Source organism: Bacillus nitroreducens, from assembly GCF_964021195.1.
Window position 1 is genome coordinate 2,021,296 of the sequence record NZ_CAXHYI020000003.1, and the last position, 12,877, is coordinate 2,034,172.

Annotated in this window: 15 protein-coding genes; 11 read left to right on the forward strand and 4 right to left on the reverse strand. The window is 36.0% G+C overall.

Annotated features, from left to right (window positions below; all coding sequences use genetic code 11):
- Window positions 1-143: 143 nt before the first annotated feature.
- The 7 genes from ACWPVE_RS13600 (at window position 144) to ACWPVE_RS13630 (ending at window position 6,721) form a co-directional block, all read left to right on the forward strand.
- Complete coding sequence (locus ACWPVE_RS13600; protein WP_453994192.1) at window positions 144-644, forward strand: Lrp/AsnC family transcriptional regulator; 501 nt, start codon at window positions 144-146, stop codon at window positions 642-644.
- Window positions 641-1,810: an aminotransferase gene (locus tag ACWPVE_RS13605; protein ID WP_453994194.1), complete on the forward strand. Its 1,170-nt coding sequence runs from the start codon at window positions 641-643 to the stop codon at window positions 1,808-1,810. Before ACWPVE_RS13600 ends, ACWPVE_RS13605 begins: the two co-directional genes overlap by 4 nt.
- A gap of 272 nt (window positions 1,811-2,082) precedes the next feature.
- A complete protein-coding gene (yugI, locus tag ACWPVE_RS13610; RefSeq protein ID WP_453994196.1) occupies window positions 2,083-2,472 on the forward strand; it encodes a S1 domain-containing post-transcriptional regulator GSP13 in 390 nt (129 codons plus the stop codon).
- A gap of 129 nt (window positions 2,473-2,601) precedes the next feature.
- Window positions 2,602-3,765 carry an iron-containing alcohol dehydrogenase gene (locus ACWPVE_RS13615; protein WP_453994198.1) on the forward strand — a complete coding sequence of 388 codons (1,164 nt, stop codon included), beginning with the start codon at window positions 2,602-2,604 and terminating at the stop codon, window positions 3,763-3,765.
- 165 nt (window positions 3,766-3,930) lie between these two features.
- Entirely contained in the window at window positions 3,931-4,221 is a 291-nt protein-coding gene (locus ACWPVE_RS13620; RefSeq protein ID WP_453990198.1) for a helix-turn-helix domain-containing protein, read from the forward strand.
- On the forward strand, window positions 4,218-5,090 hold the full coding sequence (locus ACWPVE_RS13625) for an IS3 family transposase (RefSeq protein ID WP_453990196.1): 873 nt from the start codon (window positions 4,218-4,220) through the stop codon (window positions 5,088-5,090). The genes ACWPVE_RS13620 and ACWPVE_RS13625 overlap by 4 nt, the downstream gene beginning before the upstream one ends.
- A gap of 284 nt (window positions 5,091-5,374) precedes the next feature.
- The gene (locus tag ACWPVE_RS13630) at window positions 5,375-6,721 is read left to right on the forward strand and encodes a glucose-6-phosphate isomerase (protein WP_453994200.1); all 1,347 of its coding nucleotides are present in this window, start codon (window positions 5,375-5,377) and stop codon (window positions 6,719-6,721) included.
- 43 nt (window positions 6,722-6,764) lie between these two features.
- On the opposite strand, the gene ACWPVE_RS13635 is transcribed toward ACWPVE_RS13630, so the two are convergent.
- Both ACWPVE_RS13635 and ACWPVE_RS13640 read right to left on the reverse strand, forming a co-directional pair.
- Window positions 6,765-7,757, reverse strand: coding sequence for a potassium channel family protein (locus ACWPVE_RS13635; protein ID WP_453994202.1), 993 nt, complete (start codon window positions 7,755-7,757; stop codon window positions 6,765-6,767).
- A 38-nt stretch (window positions 7,758-7,795) separates the two neighbouring features.
- Window positions 7,796-8,047 (reverse strand): atypical membrane-integrating protein (Mistic protein), encoded by a 252-nt coding sequence (locus ACWPVE_RS13640; RefSeq protein ID WP_453994204.1) that lies wholly within the window; start codon window positions 8,045-8,047, stop codon window positions 7,796-7,798.
- Window positions 8,048-8,172: 125 nt separating this feature from the next.
- Between ACWPVE_RS13640 and ACWPVE_RS13645 the strand changes: the two genes are divergently transcribed.
- The 4 genes from ACWPVE_RS13645 to rluF all read left to right on the forward strand — a co-directional run bounded on the left by ACWPVE_RS13645 (window position 8,173) and on the right by rluF (window position 10,971).
- Window positions 8,173-8,352, forward strand: a complete 180-nt coding sequence (locus ACWPVE_RS13645) for an H-type small acid-soluble spore protein (RefSeq protein ID WP_453994206.1) — start codon at window positions 8,173-8,175, stop codon at window positions 8,350-8,352.
- Between the two features lie 459 nt (window positions 8,353-8,811).
- Window positions 8,812-8,970, forward strand: a complete 159-nt coding sequence (locus tag ACWPVE_RS13650; protein WP_453994209.1) for a DUF2639 domain-containing protein — start codon at window positions 8,812-8,814, stop codon at window positions 8,968-8,970.
- Between the two features lie 91 nt (window positions 8,971-9,061).
- Window positions 9,062-9,772 (forward strand): CBS domain-containing protein, encoded by a 711-nt coding sequence (locus tag ACWPVE_RS13655; protein WP_453994211.1) that lies wholly within the window; start codon window positions 9,062-9,064, stop codon window positions 9,770-9,772.
- Window positions 9,773-10,263: 491 nt separating this feature from the next.
- The gene (gene rluF / locus ACWPVE_RS13660; RefSeq protein WP_453994213.1) at window positions 10,264-10,971 is read left to right on the forward strand and encodes a 23S rRNA pseudouridine(2604) synthase RluF; all 708 of its coding nucleotides are present in this window, start codon (window positions 10,264-10,266) and stop codon (window positions 10,969-10,971) included.
- A 97-nt stretch (window positions 10,972-11,068) separates the two neighbouring features.
- Here rluF and ACWPVE_RS13665 read toward each other — a convergent pair whose 3' ends face one another.
- Both ACWPVE_RS13665 and ACWPVE_RS13670 read right to left on the reverse strand, forming a co-directional pair.
- Complete coding sequence (locus ACWPVE_RS13665; protein ID WP_453994215.1) at window positions 11,069-11,755, reverse strand: SIMPL domain-containing protein; 687 nt, start codon at window positions 11,753-11,755, stop codon at window positions 11,069-11,071.
- Window positions 11,756-11,849: 94 nt separating this feature from the next.
- Window positions 11,850-12,614, reverse strand: coding sequence for a CPBP family intramembrane glutamic endopeptidase (locus tag ACWPVE_RS13670; RefSeq protein WP_453994217.1), 765 nt, complete (start codon window positions 12,612-12,614; stop codon window positions 11,850-11,852).
- Window positions 12,615-12,877 lie beyond the last annotated feature (263 nt).

Here is a 12,877-nt window from a genome sequence, read left to right on the forward strand (position 1 = left end):
TTCATTCCCTATTGTTTGTTTGCCTGCGTCCCACACAAATAATCAGTTTTTACGGGCAAAAATGACCCTGATAGACTTTTAAGGTGGGAGTTTTAAGACTTATTAATGCGTATACATTCAAATATATAGTAGGGGTGACCTTAATGCAATTACAGGAAAATGAGATTGAAATACTTGAGATTATCGAAAAAAATGGACGACTTCCTGTAGAAACAATCGCTAAGTTAGTTGGAAAAAATGTCGAGGAAGTTGAAGGAATTATTCAAAAGTTAGAAGATCAAAAAATCATCGTCGACTATACCACGATCGTTGACTGGAAGAAAGTTGAGGGTCACGAAGGTGTAACTGCGATGATTGATGTTAAGGTAACTCCTAAAAAAGGTGTTGGCTTTGATGAGATTGCTAAGCGTATTTACCATTTTAAAGAAGTAAAATCAGTTTACTTAATGTCTGGTGCATATGACTTATCTGTTGTAATCGAAGGAAAAACGATGTCAGAAGTCGGTTCTTTTGTCTCAGAAAAACTCTCAACCCTTGATTCAGTGCTATCTACCACAACGCATTTTATTTTGAAAAAATATAAGCATGATGGCACGATTTTTGACCAGGGTGATGAAGACAAACGGATTGTGGTGACACCATGACAACTCAATACCTCTCTAAAAAAGTTCAAGAATTAAAGCCATCAGGAATCCGTCGATTCTTTGACCTAGCGGTAGCGATGGAGGGTGTAATCTCTTTGGGGGTGGGTGAACCAGATTTTGTAACACCTTGGTCCATCAGAGAAGCGAGCATCCAATCGATCGAATCGGGCATTACTTCGTACACTGGGAATGCGGGACTACTAGAATTAAGGCAAGAAATTTCTCGATATTTACATACATCCTTTGGTGTTGGATATTCACCTGAGAAAGAAATTATTGTCACTGTCGGAGGGAGCCAAGCGATTGATTTGGCCTTACGTGCAATCGTTGACCCAGGTGATGAGGTAATCATTGTGGAACCAACTTTTGTCGCGTACGGACCGATTGTCACGATGGCTGGTGGAGTACCAATACCCGTACACACGAAAAGTGAAAATGAATTTAAGTTGCAGCCTGAAGAAATAGAAAGAGTTGTAACAAAGCGTACAAAGGCTATCATTATTTGTTCTCCAAATAATCCTACGGGTACGATGCTCAAGAAGGAGGAGCTTGAAGCGATAGCAAAAATCGTGGAAAAATACGATTTACTCGTAATTTCGGATGAAATTTATGCAGAGCTTTCCTATGAAGGACAGTATACGAGTTTTTCAAGCATTCCTGGTATGTTTGAGCGAACAATTTTAGTATCTGGATTCTCAAAAGGATTCGCCATGACTGGTTGGCGATTAGGATATTCAGCAGCGCCAAGTATGATATCAGAAGCCATGTTAAAAATTCATCAGTATACAATGATGTGTGCTTCGACAATGGCTCAATATGGAGCAATTGAAGCACTTCGAAATGGCCTTTCTGAAGTAGAGTATATGAGAAAAAGCTATCGTCAACGCCGAAACTACTTTGTTTCTTCATTACAGGAGATAGGCCTATCATGCCATGTGCCAGGTGGCGCGTTTTATGCATTTCCATCTATTAAAGAAACGGGTCTGTCATCTGAAGAATTTGCGCACCGTTTACTAATTGAGGAAAAAGTTGCGGTTGTCCCAGGCAATGTGTTCGGAGAAAGTGGAGAAGGGTATATCAGGTGTTCCTATGCTTCATCACTTGAACAATTGCAAGAAGCAGTAAAACGTATGGATCGTTTCTTGAAAAAAAATAACCTTCTTTAAATCAAAAAATGGACAAAACCAGTTTTGGTTTTGTCCAACATACAAAAGGGGGAATACTAGAAAGCCTTTGAATCTAGTATACCCAACTAACTCCAGTGTTAACCCCTTACATAACAGATAAAAATATATAATCCCTTCTTCATAAATTCATCTCATAATGGCAACTCTAAGGAATGTAAAAAGATTATTTTTGAACATATGGTCATTCTGTGGTATAATTATTTATTGCGTATATAAAAGTGTATAAACTAAAGTTTTAGGAGTTGGATAGCATGACAGAAAAGTTTGCAGTAGGAAGCGTTGTTAAGGGAAAAATTACAGGTATTCAGCCTTATGGAGCATTTGTTGCATTAGACGAAGATACACAAGGTTTAGTTCATATTTCAGAAGTAACTCATGGCTTTGTTAAAGATATTAACGAACATGTAAAAGTTGGCGATGAAGTTGATGTTAAGATTTTATCAATTGATGAAGGAGCAGGTAAAATCGGGCTATCAATTCGTGCAACACAAGAAGCACCAGAAAAGCCAGTACAACAGCGTACAGCAAAACCAAAAAAACGTCCAGCTCAAGCACAACAAGCTCAATCAGAGTCACCGCAAGGTTTCAACACATTAAAAGATAAGCTTGAGGAATGGATTGAACAATCAAATTTTAACTAAGAAATATCGAAAAGAGGCGATTATTACTATTGCCTCTTTTTTTTGTATAATCTGGAAACAATATATAGTAGTTCTCGCTTTACAACTTATTAAGAAATTTGCCATAATTTTCATAAGGAGGCGAAGTATATGGAAAACTTTACATACTATAACCCGACTAAATTAATTTTTGGTAAGGGGCAATTGGAAGAACTTAAAAATGAAGTACCGCAGTATGGAAAAAAGATATTGCTTATATATGGCGGCGGAAGTATCAAAAGAAATGGTTTATATGACCAAGTAATTTCATTACTAAAGGAAATTGGTGCTGAAGTTCATGAGTTAGCTGGTGTAGAACCAAACCCACGTCTATCGACAGTCCGAAAAGGAATTGAAATTTGTCGCCAAGAGAAAATTGAGTTTTTGCTAGCAGTTGGTGGAGGAAGTGTTATTGACTGTACAAAGGCAATAGCAGTTGGCGCAAAATACGATGGGGATGTATGGGATTTTATGACCCGTAAAGCGGTGGCAACCGATGCACTTCCTTTAGGAACAGTATTAACCATTGCAGCGACTGGTTCCGAAATGAACTCAGGCTCAGTCATTACCAATTGGGAAACGAAAGAAAAGTATGGGTGGGGAAGTCCTGCTGTATTCCCTAAGTTTTCTATACTTGATCCAGTTAATACGTTTACCTTACCTAAGGACCAAACCGTATATGGAATGGTTGATATCATGTCCCATGTGCTAGAACATTATTTCCACCATGAACCTAACACGTTAACACAAGACCAGTGGTGTGAGTCCATCCTGCGCACGGTAATCGAGACAGGGCCAAAATTAATCAATGATCTTGAAAACTATGATTATCGTGCAACCATTATGCTGAATGGAACACTTGCGTTAAATAAGATGTTAAATATGGGTTATAGTGGAGATTGGGCAACTCATAATATTGAGCATGCGGTGTCGGCTGTGTATGATATTCCTCATGGTGGTGGACTAGCGATTCTATTCCCAAATTGGATGAAACATGTTTTGGATGAAAACGTAGATCGTTTCAAACAATTGGCTGTTTGGGTATGGAATGTAGAAACGGAAGGCAAAACCGATCGCGAAATCGCACTTGAAGGTATCGAGAAGCTAAGAGAGTTTTGGACAGCAATTGGTGCTCCATCAAGACTAGCGGATTACGGTATAGGAGAAGAAAAGCTTGACCTTATGGCTGAAAAAACTGTAGTTTTCGGTGAGTTTGGACGCTTCAAAGTATTAGGTAAACAAGATGCACTAGAAATTCTTAAAGCATCTCTATAATGGTTATTAATAAAAAAGCTCATACTACTTGTATGGGCTTTTTATTTTGTTGTATTTCTCTAGTGGTAGTAAAGCGTAATTCATTGTGTTATTGTACCTATATGGTAGACAATTTTAGAAAAACGCACTCTCTAGTGTTACATTAGTTTAGGGGGAGTGTATAAAATGAGAATTCAAAATAATTATTCATATGATTTAAAGAAACAAGTTGTAGAGATGTTTTTAGAGGGACATTCAGCTGCTGAATTAGCTAAGAAATTCGAGATTAAAAATCAACGTAGAGTATATGATTGGGTAGAGAAGGTTAGAGCCGAGGGGTATTCTGCCTTAAACGATGCAAGGGGGACGAATAGTCAGGGGAAGAGTAAGAAGGCAAAAACGTTAGAAGAAAAGTATGAATTACTAAAGTTGGAGAATGAATATTTAAAAAAGTTGTTGCGTCTAAAAAGGGGGTGAACGATAAAGAAGAACAATACGCTTTTATTCATGCGTATTCAACCCAATATCCAGTAATAAAATTGGTGGAAATAACGAAGGTATCACGTTCTGGTTATTATAAATGGTTAAAAAGGAATGGAAACAATAATCAGGATAGGATTGATGAGTCTTTATTTCTTTATATCCATAAGATATTTACAGATCATCGAGGAACTGTTGGTAGAAAGCGAATCAAACTTTTATTGAAAAAAGAATATGGTTTGATTGTAAATGAGAAACGTATTTCAAGAATCATGCGCAAATATGGAATACAATGTAAAATTCGCAGAAAAAGGTTCAAAAATAGACCTCAACCAAATGGAATAATAACGAACATATTGGATAGAAATTTTCATGCGATAAGACCAGGAATTAAATTAGCGATTGATATTACGTATATTGAAGTGAAAAAAAGTTTTCAGAAATGGATCTATTTATGTGCAATAAAAGATCTATACAATGGGGAGATCGTTGCTTATTCAATCGGAACGAATCAGGGGATGAAACTAGTATATAGGGCATTAGATGACCTGAAAAAAAGAGGGTTTGAGAAAAGAGCGATCTTGCATAGCGATCAAGGCACTCAATTCACAAACCATCGGTATATGAAGCGACTACAAGATATGGGTATTACCCAATCTATGTCCCGCAGAGGCAACTGCTGGGACAATGCATGTATTGAGAACTTCTTTGGGCATTTGAAATGTGAAATGCTTTGTTTCAGCCAACCTGAAACAGTAATTGAAGTACGACAAGCAGTAGAAGCTTACATTAACTATTATAACAATAAACGTATTCAAACGAAATTAGAAATGAGTCCTGTTGAATATAGGACTCAGGTAGCTTAATTTTGTGCGTTTTTAAACTGTCTATTTGACAGGGGCATGTACATTGAGCTAAAGCGCATTTGTCAAAAGGAAAACGCAAATGGGGCTAGATAAAGTTCTCGTCTCAAAATAAAGCGCAATTACAAATAACTAACCAAGAAACCCAGTGAAAAAGCGAAAAATGAAACAAATGAAAAAAAGTTTTTGTTGGTTGCGCTTACAGTGAGTCGGTAGTCTTGATTTATCAGAAAAGTTTGGTTACAGTGGAAAGAGGTTTTTATAAAAAAAGGGTGGAGGTATTAAAAATGACACATGTTCGTTTCGATTATTCTAAAGCATTATCATTTTTTGGAGAACATGAGATTACATATCTACGTGATGCGGTAAAGGTCGCTCACCATTCCATACATGAAAAAACTGGCGCAGGTAGTGATTTCTTAGGTTGGGTAGACCTTCCTACTAACTATGACAAAGAGGAATTTTCACGCATTCAAAAAAGTGCTGAAAAAATCAAGTCAGATTCTGATATTTTACTTGTCATTGGAATCGGTGGTTCTTATTTAGGAGCAAAAGCTGCAATTGATTGGTTAAACCATTCTTTCTATAATTCTTTATCAAGGGAACAGCGTAAAACTCCACAAATCGTATTCGTAGGAAATAACATCAGTTCTACTTATATGAAGGACCTTATGGATTTACTAGAAGGAAAAGATTTTTCAATTAATGTCATTTCTAAATCAGGAACAACAACGGAACCTGCACTGGCTTTCCGTATCTTCCGTAAACTGTTGATTGAAAAATACGGGAAAGAAGAAGCTCGTGGGCGTATCTTTGCAACGACTGACAAAGCACGTGGTGCACTAAAAACATTGGCAAATGAAGAAGGCTATGAATCATTTGTTATTCCTGATGACGTTGGTGGCCGTTACTCAGTATTAACTGCTGTTGGACTGTTACCAATTGCCGTGAGTGGTGCAAATATTGAGGAAATGATGAAGGGTGCACAAGCAGCGAGTGTTGATTTCTCTAAATCAGAGCTTGAGGAAAACCCTGCATACCAATATGCAGTGGTTCGTAATGTTCTTTATAATAAAGGGAAAACAATCGAGATGTTAATCAACTATGAGCCAGGACTACAATATTTCTCAGAGTGGTGGAAGCAGTTATTCGGAGAAAGTGAAGGGAAAGACCAAAAAGGAATTTACCCATCATCTGCCAACTTCTCAACAGACCTTCACTCTTTAGGACAATACGTTCAAGAAGGCCGTCGCGATTTATTTGAAACAATTATTAACATTGAAAAATCCCGTCATGAGCTAATTGTTGAAGCAGAAGAGAATGATTTAGATGGATTAAACTATCTAGCAGGAAAATCTGTTGAATTTGTTAATAAAAAAGCGTTTGAAGGTACAATGCTTGCTCATACTGATGGGGGTGTACCAAATCTTATTGTAAATGTTCCAGAAATGGACGAGTATTCATTTGGATACCTTGTGTATTTCTTCGAAAAAGCATGTGCAATGAGCGGCTATTTACTTGGTGTAAATCCATTCGATCAACCTGGAGTTGAAGCATACAAAGTTAATATGTTTGCATTACTTGGCAAACCAGGTTTTGAAGAAAAGAAAGCTGAACTAGAAAAACGACTATAAACTTTAAAATATATAAAGAGGGATTCCTATTATGGGAATCCCTTTAGCTTTTAATGATTAAGATTTGATCGCATTTTCTGATCTCAAGAGAAAGAGGAGGATTAATAGAAATTTCTTCTTCTCGTTTTATCCCGATTAAGATTTTCCCTTCTTTTAATAAAACCTCACTGGCTTTTTGAAAGTTCAAACCTATAAGATCAAATGTAGCTTCTAAGTATTGAAGCTTTCCACCCTTCAAATCAACCAACATAGCTAGTAGTGCATCAGACACTCCGTGTGACAAAATACTATTGACCATTACTAGACTTGAAATCCTGTTTGTTTGAATTATTTCATCTGCACCACCACGTTTTGCATTTTGGATTTGATGCGTCGTTAGGATTTCCACAATCGTAAAAACGCTTGGATTCAACCCTTTTATTGCAAGGAGGGTAAGAATGGAAAGCATATCTGCGTGGACCTCGTCTTTGCCCTGGTCAGCTGTTATAAGGACCAATTCTGCATCCTGTATATTTGCTTTCTTTAAAGTTTCATCACGGGTTGGGTCTCCCTTAATGAAGTGAAAGTGATTGGCTGGCATTGGATTTTTTTCTAAAGAATCATCAATTAAAAGAATTTCTGTATCAGACCCTGGTGCTTTAAGGAATGTAATTGTTTCTCGTACACGCTCATTCCATCCAACAATAATGATGTGCTTCTTTCCATAGAAATCAGATGTACCTTCTAAATAGGCATTTTGTGTCACAAAAGCGGTGGTTGAGATAGCAGCAAAATATCTTGTTACAATACCAACACCGACAAAAATAAGGAACATGCCAACAATCCTTCCCAAAAAAGACGAGGGAGCGTAATCACCATATCCTACTGTTGCCGCAGTTACAATTGCCCACCACACTCCATCAAATATGGTTGGAAAATTCTCTGGTTCAATGAGATGAATGATCGTACCGAAAAAAATAATAACCAATATAACAATTCCAATTAATTTTGCAATCAAAAAACGTCTAAAAAAAGATGCTAAGATACTCGTTAACAATCATGCCACTCCTTTCGGAAAGATGGTTGGTCTGTGTCTTATTTTTTCGTTTCATCTTTTGGTAGAAAGGCAAATATTTCTTTAATAATCGTATTGATTCTTCGAGTAATCTCTTCATCACCAAAGGCTTCTTTGGCTTTTTCAATCGCCTCGATCACCTCTGGCTCAAATTCAATTAGAGGCTTATCCTCTTCAGCCTCATTGTAAAGTCCAATGACAACATCTAAGCCCTCATTAAGTTTATCAATTGAATCACTAAGTGATTTCTTTTCGTTTTCATTTAATTTCATACACTTACTCCTTTTTCCATTCCTTTCTATATAGTGTGTACAAAAAGTATTCATTTTTGCATAAAGTTCCTATTGAGACGGAAACTATTGTTGAAAAAGAATACTATTTAATGGAGTGAAAGAAAATGGATATTCGTAGAGCAAAGCAAATATTATCTTCCTCAAATGAAATAACCGTTCATTATCAAGGAGTTTCTGTATGGATAGATAGTTGTGATGAACTGGGGAATACGTGCACAGTACACCTAAAGGGGAGGGAACACGAAAAAAACGTAGTTCCAGTCACTGAGTTAGAAGAATTGTAAAAACAAAAGCTCCCATTTAATTCAAGGGAGCTTTTGTTAATCCCAAAATCCTTTGACGAATTTCTCAAAAATATCGGAACTGAAATAAAAGAATGAGCAAAGAAAAAATGCGATCACTAGCCATGTTATGATCCAACTAATCGTCACTTTCTTCACACAATCACCTCTTATTTATACTATTTGTATTTATTAATGTTTCATACAAAGGAAAAACCTCTAGGAAGCCCTAGAGGTTTTCATCTATTAATGAAAGAGGAGACAGGGAAAAAATTTGCCCCTAATTATGAGAGAGTAATCAGAGGCAAGAGAGAAATGAAAACGTTCAAAATATTAGACGTATAGATTATCAAAAGGTTACAGCCGTTCAATAAAAATAAACATTCTCAAACTCTATCAGTCATTCTTTTTCTATTTTAAGCATACATATAGGACAACACATAATAAGAGGAGGAACTTAAAATGGCTTATCCAGGGTCAAAGGGTTGGTATGTGAAAGCATTAAAGGAAAAAGGGATCTATCATCATCCTGTGGAGCGGAAAAAATTAGAGACATATAAAACATATGTCTTACGGCAACTATATTTTGATTTAGTAGTTGAGAAAGAAGAGAATAAATAATATCCAAAAGTAGCCAAGAAAACACGAGGCTACTTTTTTCTATCTGAATTTCTCTCCAACTCTAGTATAATGATGAGTGGGAGGGACAAAAGTGGAAACAGTTGAAATTGATCTATCTGAGCGTTTTGAGGTAGCCTTTAATCGGATTCATAAGGCATTAAGCAAAATGGTTAAGAACGTGAATGGAAATATATTTACTCAATTAGTTGCGCATGGCTCGAAAAGACATGCTATTATTCGTTCCTATAAAGATGAACTCTTTCAATTTGCAAAGCTTCGAAATGCCATTGTTCATGAAAAGTTACGTGCTGATTTCTATATTGCAGAGCCTCATCAAGAAGTGGTGGATCGTATTGAAGAAATTGCATCAATTTTAGAAAAGCCAGTTACCGCATTATCCATTTCCAATAGTCCTGTGGTCTATTTTAATTATTATTCTTCAATCAAAGATGTAATCCTAGCGATTTATACAAATACATATACAAAGTTTCCTATTTTTAAAGACGGTACATGCATCGGCATTCTAACATCTGGAGCTGTGATAAAATGGATGGCAAAACAGCTGTCTAATGACACGATTGATTTGTCTAATATTCGAGTAGGAGAGGTCATTCCATACGAAACGAAACACCTTATCGATTTTGTTGATGAAAAAAGAGATATTTTTGATGTTGAGGATATGTTTGAAAAACGTCATGCGCATGGTAAAAAGCTAGAAGCAGTCATCATTACCGAAAATGGGAAAATGGATGAAAAACCATTAGGAATTATTACATCGTGGGATTTAATAGAAATAGATTAAGATGTAAATATTAAAGAGATATTTTATGATAGTTCTAATAATTACACCCTAGGTAGGGTGTATCTTTATGTATTTGGCTAGGAATCGGTAAAGCAATAACACACTGTAACAACATCCCTCAATAACTAGTTTGTAACTCCTATAACCTTAAGATTCAACCTAACATTCAAATGGCTCTATCAAGTTACAAAGTCTTCATAAATTGAACATAGGACTTGTAAATCGTCAAAACAAGCAGCGATTTAAATCATTTATTTCTTCTTTTTAACTAGTTTGTTCTTAGGTTGTTAAGTCCTGTATATTCCTTTTATATACCGTTTAAACTATAAAAAAGCGTGTAGCAACGGGTTCTTCAGCATTTTGATTTTGATCTTATTTTTTATACAATGATTAAACATTAATTTTAAAAAAGTGATTGTGATTCAACGTAAAAATAAAGTATAGTTAGTATCTGTACAAATAATGAATCGCTATATTAAGGAAGTGTAGGCATGCGTATTAATAAATATATAAGTGAATCTGGTAAAGCATCTAGACGAGGTGCCGATAAATTAATTGCTGACGGGAGAGTTACAATTAATGGCAAACGTGCAACAATAGGGAGCCAAGTCGAACCTGGTGATGAAGTTATTGTAGATGGAAATCCAGTAAGAGTGGCAAGGAATAATGTCTATATTGCCTTAAATAAACCAGTAGGTATTACGAGCACAACTGAAAAAGGTGTTAAGGGAAACATTGTTGATTTAGTCAACCATCCATTAAGAATATTTAATATTGGGCGCCTGGATAAGGATTCTGAGGGTTTAATACTTCTAACGAATGACGGTGACATCGTAAACGAGATACTGCGTTCTGAAAATAAGCATGAAAAGGAATATATTGTTTCAGTAGATAAGCCAATTACTCCTGAATTCATGAAGAAAATGTCCGAGGGTGTGAAAATATTAGGAACAAAAACACTTCCATGTAAAGTTGTACAATTATCAAAATATGATTTTAACATTATTCTAACACAGGGGTTAAATCGTCAAATTCGACGGATGTGTGCTGAATTAGGATATGATGTTTATCGATTGCAACGAATCCGAATTATGAATATCCATTTAGGAAATCTACCTCCTGGTCAATGGAGGGATTTATCCAAAAAAGAACGAACTCAACTATTCCGAGACTTAAACTATGAGCCAAAAGAATGGTAATCATCATTAAATGGCAAAAATAAGATCTAATTAGGTCCAATACTAATTAGATCTATTTTTAGTTTAACTATTAAAAACATGAATCATCATTCGAAAATTAAAATACATAAGTAAACGTCGCTTCAATCCTAGCTGTTATCGTTAATTCCCCTGGTTGAATAGGTGTGGCTGCTTCGCTTTTGGCAAACATCGCGGTTTGGTATGGGACAGGTGGTGGCTGGTGAGATAATTCCTGAATGTGAAGTGGGACTTCTTGTAGGTGTACAGCTAATTGATTGGCAATGGTACGTGCTTTATTTTGAGCATCCTTAACAGCATTTTCAAGTGCCTTTGCATAATATGTTTGTGGATCCGAGACAGTGAACTCAATGCTTGTAACAGTGTTTGCTCCGTTCTGAACAGCTGTGTCTACAATATTTCCAACCATTTGGATATCTACATTAGAAATTTGTAACATATGAATCACACGGTAGCCCCTCAATGTTTGTTTTGAGTTTTCATAATCGTAAAGTATTTCGATTCGAAAATCACTTGTTTTCATATTTTCATTAGGTATCCCAAGTGCTAAAAGAGACTCAATCACCATGCTTGATCTCTCGTTATTTTCATTTTGTGCTTCAGTGACGGTACTACTTTCCGTGATAATTCCAATTGTAATCGTCGCAGAATTCGGAACGGTCGTAACAATTCCCTCTCCACTAACTTTCAATCTGTATGAATTAGATTGGGAATGATTCGTTCGTTTCTGCTGCGAGCGCATCATCCAAGGTTCATAATAGTACATCGTATACCTCCTCTCTCATTAAATCATTTTTGTTATTGTATTACTTCGAACACATTTCGGTGAGAAAAAACAAAGCCCACAAAATTTAGTGAGCTTAATGTGCTAGCTTTTTTCTTGCAATTGGTCCCAAAATCACATGTAAAAATATATCCCCTGTAAAATGAGCGACCATTGCAATTTCGATTCCAAACTTCCAATATAAATAGCCAAACAAGATTCCTGGAATGGTATTAAGTAAAATCGTTCGGAAAAAAATCATTTTTGTTTTACCTAAAAGTGCAAAAGCGGCAGGTAAGTGCCCTAGTCCGAAAAGAAGGGCAGCAACCACAATCCCAATCCAATACCTAAACTCTCCAATCCCTATAAGGTCTAACGCATAAACCACCAAACTCATCAGGAATAAGCGGGTTAATACTTCCTCTGAAATCCCTCCATAAAAAGAAGCAAGGAATGACTGCCATTTTGAAGGCTCTTCCATCTCTACTTTAGAAATTCTTTTCATAAATCCTATATCCAATCCAATAATGAGGATTGATACTATGACACCGAAAATAATGCTAAGTAAGATGGTGACCAGGATGGGATAAGGAACAGTTGATCCATATAACCAGTGATCTAGTAGCCACCAATGTAAATCCACTTTTGACGCTAATTTGGTTCCAACCAATGAAGCAATTCCTAATAAAACCGAACTTTGAATGATACTTAATATGGCGAGAACTGGGGGAGAAGGAACCTTTTTAGTTGGATTCAATCGTTTCTCTTCTTCCATTTTTCCCTGTAACAATTTAAATTGATACGGCATAACCGCGATTGCTCCAGCTAATGCAGCAATCCAAAATATAAAAAGCTCTGTCATAACTTACACCCTCATTCTTATTCAATAACATTTTGCTTTTGAAGATTATACGAGTGAAAAGGTTATAAAGTTCAATTTTATTTTTCCTTGTTGACTAAGCAGGATTATCGCTTAGTGTATGGAATTTCATAAGTTATCTGTAGTAATTAGAGGCTTGTGTAAATGTTGGTGTAAACGATAAACTAGAATTAACAGTTTTCCACAAATAAGGTTAAACAAATTTCAACAAATAAGATTCAACAGTTTAACCTGAAATAACACAC

Bases quoted from the DNA above. Each gene is read 5' to 3' on its own strand.
- ACWPVE_RS13630 (WP_453994200.1), top strand. From the start codon at position 5,375: ATGACACATGTTCGTTTCGATTATTCTAAAGCATTATCATTTTTTGGA.
- ACWPVE_RS13650 (WP_453994209.1), top strand. From the start codon at position 8,812: ATGGCTTATCCAGGGTCAAAGGGTTGGTATGTGAAAGCATTAAAGGAA.
- ACWPVE_RS13600 (WP_453994192.1), top strand. From the start codon at position 144: ATGCAATTACAGGAAAATGAGATTGAAATACTTGAGATTATCGAAAAA.
- ACWPVE_RS13620 (WP_453990198.1), top strand. From the start codon at position 3,931: ATGAGAATTCAAAATAATTATTCATATGATTTAAAGAAACAAGTTGTA.
- ACWPVE_RS13665 (WP_453994215.1), bottom strand. From the start codon at position 11,755: ATGTACTATTATGAACCTTGGATGATGCGCTCGCAGCAGAAACGAACG.
- ACWPVE_RS13670 (WP_453994217.1), bottom strand. From the start codon at position 12,614: ATGACAGAGCTTTTTATATTTTGGATTGCTGCATTAGCTGGAGCAATC.
- yugI (WP_453994196.1), top strand. From the start codon at position 2,083: ATGACAGAAAAGTTTGCAGTAGGAAGCGTTGTTAAGGGAAAAATTACA.
- ACWPVE_RS13615 (WP_453994198.1), top strand. From the start codon at position 2,602: ATGGAAAACTTTACATACTATAACCCGACTAAATTAATTTTTGGTAAG.
- ACWPVE_RS13645 (WP_453994206.1), top strand. From the start codon at position 8,173: ATGGATATTCGTAGAGCAAAGCAAATATTATCTTCCTCAAATGAAATA.
- ACWPVE_RS13605 (WP_453994194.1), top strand. From the start codon at position 641: ATGACAACTCAATACCTCTCTAAAAAAGTTCAAGAATTAAAGCCATCA.
- ACWPVE_RS13640 (WP_453994204.1), bottom strand. From the start codon at position 8,047: ATGAAATTAAATGAAAACGAAAAGAAATCACTTAGTGATTCAATTGAT.
- rluF (WP_453994213.1), top strand. From the start codon at position 10,264: ATGCGTATTAATAAATATATAAGTGAATCTGGTAAAGCATCTAGACGA.